5 protein-coding genes are annotated in these 5,155 nt (G+C 68.3%); 2 read left to right on the forward strand and 3 right to left on the reverse strand.

Going from position 1 to position 5,155, the window contains the following annotated elements:
- Positions 1 to 154: 154 nt before the first annotated feature.
- The gene (locus ADL01_RS16785; RefSeq protein WP_078960573.1) at positions 155 to 685 is read right to left on the reverse strand and encodes a DUF4245 domain-containing protein; all 531 of its coding nucleotides are present in this window, start codon (positions 683 to 685) and stop codon (positions 155 to 157) included.
- 128 nt (positions 686 to 813) lie between these two features.
- On the opposite strand from ADL01_RS16785, the gene glpX reads away from it, so the two are divergent.
- Positions 814 to 1,848 (forward strand): class II fructose-bisphosphatase, encoded by a 1,035-nt coding sequence (gene glpX / locus ADL01_RS16790; protein ID WP_053742807.1) that lies wholly within the window; start codon positions 814 to 816, stop codon positions 1,846 to 1,848.
- A 74-nt stretch (positions 1,849 to 1,922) separates the two neighbouring features.
- Here the strand turns inward: glpX and ADL01_RS16795 are convergent, their stop codons facing one another.
- Complete coding sequence (locus ADL01_RS16795) at positions 1,923 to 2,294, reverse strand: WhiB family transcriptional regulator (protein ID WP_078960574.1); 372 nt, start codon at positions 2,292 to 2,294, stop codon at positions 1,923 to 1,925.
- A 245-nt stretch (positions 2,295 to 2,539) separates the two neighbouring features.
- A complete protein-coding gene (locus tag ADL01_RS16800; RefSeq protein WP_053742809.1) occupies positions 2,540 to 3,313 on the reverse strand; it encodes a DUF1707 SHOCT-like domain-containing protein in 774 nt (257 codons plus the stop codon).
- A 152-nt stretch (positions 3,314 to 3,465) separates the two neighbouring features.
- Here ADL01_RS16800 and ADL01_RS16805 point away from each other — a divergent pair, with 152 nt between their 5' ends.
- Positions 3,466 to 5,133, forward strand: coding sequence for a fumarate hydratase (locus tag ADL01_RS16805; protein WP_053742810.1), 1,668 nt, complete (start codon positions 3,466 to 3,468; stop codon positions 5,131 to 5,133).
- Positions 5,134 to 5,155: the final 22 nt, after the last annotated feature.

Raw genomic sequence — 5,155 nt, forward strand, 5'->3', positions numbered from 1 at the left:
CACCGACACCCTCCCCAAAACACAACGTCGGCCTTCACGACCACAACGGGTCGCGAAGGCCGACGTCACGTTCAGGGCCCCGGATTCGCCAACAGTGTCCCAAAACCGCCGGGGGCCTCAGTCGTGCGTACTGCCCTAGCTGCTGCCGGGTTTCCTACGAAGTCCTCAGGGCCTGGGCCATCTTCGTCAGGCGGTCGAACGGCGCCGTGCCCGTCACCACCGTCGTGGAGCCCTTCTCACGCAGGACCAGCGCGTCGTACCGCCCGCCCTCGTACCGCGTCCACGTTGCGTCCCCTATCCGCTGGGTGACCTTCGTCTCCCGGGCGCTCTGGGTGGCCTCGTCGATGAAGACGGCGGGCTTCTGAGCGGACTGCTCCACCGCCACGTAATCGCCCTCGGAGTCATGGAAACCGAGGTGCCACGCGTCGAAGTTCGCGCCCGAGAAGCGCACCGAGGTCGCCTTCCAGTCGGCCGACAGGCCCTGGGGCGCGGCCACCGGGTAGCTCGCGGCGCGGCGAGCCGTCAGCAACTCGACGCGGTAGTCGACCCGTTTGAGGTCGGGAGCGGAGTCGTCGTGCGGGAGGAAGAGGTAGATGACTCCCGCCGCGAGACTGATGACGGCCAGGGAAAGAACCATGTCCCGGGCCGTTTTCTGCTTGCCGTTCTTGCCGTTCGCACCTGCCACGCTCCCTATCGTCGCAGGTGCACCAGTCCGCTCATCCGTGGGGCTCCCTGCTCATTCTGTCCGTCTGGCGATAGAGTCATGGCCAACACCCTCGTCCGGCCGTCGCCGTATCAGAAAGGTGCGTCTCGATGACCGAGCATCATCATCTGCCGTCCGAACTCGAAGTCCCCTCCGAGGCTCCCGACCGCAACCTCGCCCTGGAACTCGTCCGAGTGACCGAGGCCGCCGCGATGGCGGCGGGCCGCTGGGTCGGCCGCGGTGACAAGAACGGCGCCGATGGTGCCGCGGTGCGCGCCATGCGCACCCTCGTCTCGACCGTCTCGATGAACGGCGTCGTCGTCATCGGTGAGGGCGAGAAGGACGAGGCGCCCATGCTCTTCAACGGGGAGCAGGTCGGCGACGGGACAGGGCCGGAGTGCGACATCGCCGTCGACCCCATCGACGGTACGACCCTGACCGCCAACGGCATGACGAACGCCATCGCCGTGCTGGCGGCGGCCGACCGCGGGTCGATGTTCGACCCGTCCGCCGTCTTCTACATGGACAAGCTGGTCACCGGTCCGGACGCCGCCGACTTCGTCGACATCAACGCGCCCGTGGCGGTGAACATCCGCCGGGTCGCCAAGGCCAAGCGGGTCACGCCCGAGGACGTCACCGTCGTCATCCTCGACCGGCCGCGCCACGTCGGGATCATCAAGGAGATCCGCGAGACCGGCGCGCGGATGAAGCTGATCTCCGACGGCGACGTGGCCGGTTCGATCCTCGCCCTGCGCGAGGGCACCGGCGTCGATCTGCTGCTGGGCATCGGCGGTACGCCCGAGGGCATCATCTCGGCCTGCGCCGTGAAGTGCCTCGGCGGCACCATCCAGGGCAAGCTGTGGCCCAAGGACGACGAGGAGCGGCAGCGGGCGGTGGACGCGGGGCACGATCTCGACCGCGTCCTGCTGACCGACGACCTGGTCTCCGGTGAGAACGTGTTCTTCGTCGCGACCGGGATCACCGACGGCGAGTTGCTGCGGGGCGTTCGTTACCGGTCGGAGACGGCCACGACCGAGTCGATCGTGATGCGGTCGAAGTCGGGGACGGTTCGGCAGATCTCGTCCGAGCACCGGCTCAGCAAGCTGCGGGCGTACAGCGCGATCGACTTCGATCGCGCCAAGTAGGTCAGCGCTTCCTGACCGAAGAAGGGGGCGCTCTCTGTGCGGAGAGGCGCCCCCTTCTCCATGGCCGGGTCGCGTCAGCCCGCCGCGGCTATCGTGTCGTGGGTCGTCTTCTTGAGTTCCATTTCGCGGCGGCGGCGCCTGGCCAGGACCACGCGGCGTTCGGCGGCGGTGAGGCCGCCCCACACTCCGTACGGCTCGGGTTGCAGCAGGGCGTGTTCGCGGCACTCGACCATGACCGGACAGCCCCCGCACACGCGCTTGGCCGCCTCCTCCCGGGAGAGGCGGGCCGCGGTCGGTTCCTTGGAGGGGGCGAAGAAGAGACCCGCCTCGTCGCGCCGGCACACCGCCTCGGTGTGCCACGGGGCGTCCTGATCCCTATCTCGCACTGGCACCCGCTGGGGCGGAACGGCAGCGACCTGCAGGGACGAATGCGGCGGTTGCAGCACGGTCTACTCCTGACGACGGCTTCTTCGCGAGCTGGAGGGAGCCGTGGGGCCCACGTGGACCGGGGCGACGGGTCCGGTACGTCCGGGGCGTGCGATCGCGAGGTGCGCGCGCGCCGGGCGTACTGGGTTCCGCGTGAAGCCCACGGCACCCTCCAAGAGACGATGCAGCAAGCCCTACCCGCTGTGCGCGCGCCTATGCACTGAGTTCCCGACCGCTGGGATGGATGCGACCGACCTCACCGCCGTCAACGGTCCAGGTGCTTGCGCAACCCCGTGTCGACCTTGCGGGAGACCTTCTGGGAGACACGGTCGAGGATGTCCTCGATCAGCTTGCCCCGCCGGGGCTTCGCGTCGACGTTTCCGAGTATCGCCAGTCCGTCCACATAGACCACGGGTGCGTCGGGTTCGCCCGAATCCAGCGTGTGCACCTCGAAGTTGCCGAGCACACCGACGCCGGTGCCGCGCAACGAGACGTTCTCCGGGACGCGGATCTCGACGCTGCCGAACACCGAGATCGCCTTGATCACGACCTGCTGGTACTCGAACATCGCCTCGCTGAGGTCTATCTCGACGCTGCCGAAGATCGCGTACACATGCACCCGGCGGCCCGCGCGCCAGCGGCCCCTGCGGGCGGCGGAGCTGAAGACCGCCACAACGTTGTCGTCGGGGTCGAGCGGGATCGCGCCCGGGGCGGGGTAGTTGGGTGCGGGGGCGTGCCCCCACCCCTCGCCGCGGGCCGCGGCCGCGTGGGGCTGGTACGGCCGATAGGGCGGGTAGGGCTGCTGGCCGGCGGGCAAGTCCCGTACGAAGACCTCCAGTTCGCCGACCGTCTTGGCGCTCAGCACTCCCTCGACGCGCTCGGCGTGCTCGTCGGGCGTGAGGCGGCCCTCGGCCAGTGCCTCACGCAGGAGGTCCGCGACGCGGTCGCGGTCGGCGTCCGAGGCGCGGAGTTCCGCGGTGCGTGGTTCGGCCGTGCGTGGTTCGGCCGTGCGTGGTTCGGGTTGCTTCTGAAGGTCCACGGAAGCAGCGTACCCAAACGCGATAGATCGCGACTAGGGGTGTGAGTACTGAGTCTTACCTAACAAGCTCGCGCGCCCCGGCAAGTCATACGCTGGTGGGCGCCCGCCAACGAAGGCAGGCCGCTGTCTTCATCGAGTGAGGAATGGGCGAGATGCCTGAGTTCGCGTACACCGATCTGCTCCCCATGGGAGAGGACACCACCCCGTACCGGCTGGTGACCTCCGAGGGTGTCTCCACCTTCGAGGCCGACGGGCGCACGTTCCTCAAGGTCGAGCCGGAGGCGCTGCGCAAGCTCGCCACCGAGGCCATCCACGACATCCAGCACTATCTGCGGCCGGCCCACCTGGCGCAGCTGCGGCGGATCATCGACGACCCCGAGGCGTCCGGCAACGACAAGTTCGTGGCGCTGGACCTGCTGAAGAACGCCAACATCGCGGCGGCGGGCGTGCTTCCCATGTGCCAGGACACCGGCACGGCGATCGTCATGGGCAAGCGCGGGCAGAACGTCCTCACGTCGGGCGGCGACGAGGCAGCCCTGTCCCAGGGCATCTACGACGCGTATCTGAACCTGAACCTGCGTTACTCGCAGATGGCTCCCCTCACCATGTGGGAGGAGAAGAACACCGGGTCCAACCTGCCGGCCCAGATCGAGCTGTACGCCACCGACGGCGGCGCCTACAAGTTCCTCTTCATGGCCAAGGGCGGCGGCTCGGCCAACAAGTCGTTCCTCTACCAGGAGACGAAGGCCGTCCTGAACGAGGCCTCCATGATGAAGTTCCTGGAGGAGAAGATCCGTTCGCTGGGTACGGCCGCCTGTCCGCCGTACCACCTGGCGATCGTGGTGGGTGGCACGAGCGCCGAGTACGCGCTCAAGACCGCCAAGTACGCCTCCGCGCACTACCTCGACGAGATCCCGGCCGAGGGGTCGCCGCTCGGGCACGGTTTCCGGGACAAGGAGCTGGAGGAGAAGGTCTTCGAGCTGACGCAGCGGATCGGGATCGGCGCGCAGTTCGGCGGCAAGTACTTCTGCCACGACGTGCGCGTGGTGCGGCTGCCCAGGCACGGGGCCTCGTGTCCCGTCGCCATCGCCGTGTCCTGCTCGGCCGACCGGCAGGCCGTCGCGAAGATCACCGCCGAGGGCGTCTTCCTCGAGCAGTTGGAGACCGACCCGGCGCGATTCCTGCCCGAGACGACCGACGATCACCTCGACGAGTCGGGTGATGTGGTGCGGATCGACCTCAACCAGCCCATGGACGACATCCTCGCCGAGCTGACCAAGTACCCGGTCAAGACCCGGTTGTCGCTCTCCGGGCCGCTGGTCGTGGCGCGTGACATCGCGCACGCCAAGATCAAGGAGCGGCTGGACGCGGGCGAGGAGATGCCGCAGTACCTCAAGGACCACCCGGTGTACTACGCCGGGCCGGCGAAGACTCCTGAGGGGTACGCGTCCGGGTCGTTCGGGCCGACCACGGCCGGGCGCATGGACTCGTACGTCGAGCAGTTCCAGGCGGCGGGGGGGTCCAAGGTGATGCTGGCGAAGGGGAATCGGTCGGCGCAGGTCACCAGCGCGTGTGACGCGCACGGTGGGTTCTATCTCGGGTCGATCGGTGGGCCGGCCGCGCGGCTTGCGCAGGACTGCATCAAGAAGGTCGAGGTTGTCGAGTACGAGGAGCTCGGGATGGAGGCGGTGTGGAGGATCGAGGTCGAGGACTTCCCGGCGTTCATCGTCGTGGACGACAAGGGCAACGACTTCTTCAAGGATCCGGCGCCGGCGCCCACGTTCACGAGCATTCCGGTGCGGGGGCCGGGGCTGGTGTAGTCGGTTGGGGGTGGGGGTAGGG

It is taken from the genome of Streptomyces sp. NRRL WC-3618 (assembly GCF_001280005.1).
Classification (GTDB): Bacteria; Actinomycetota; Actinomycetes; order Streptomycetales; family Streptomycetaceae; genus Streptomyces.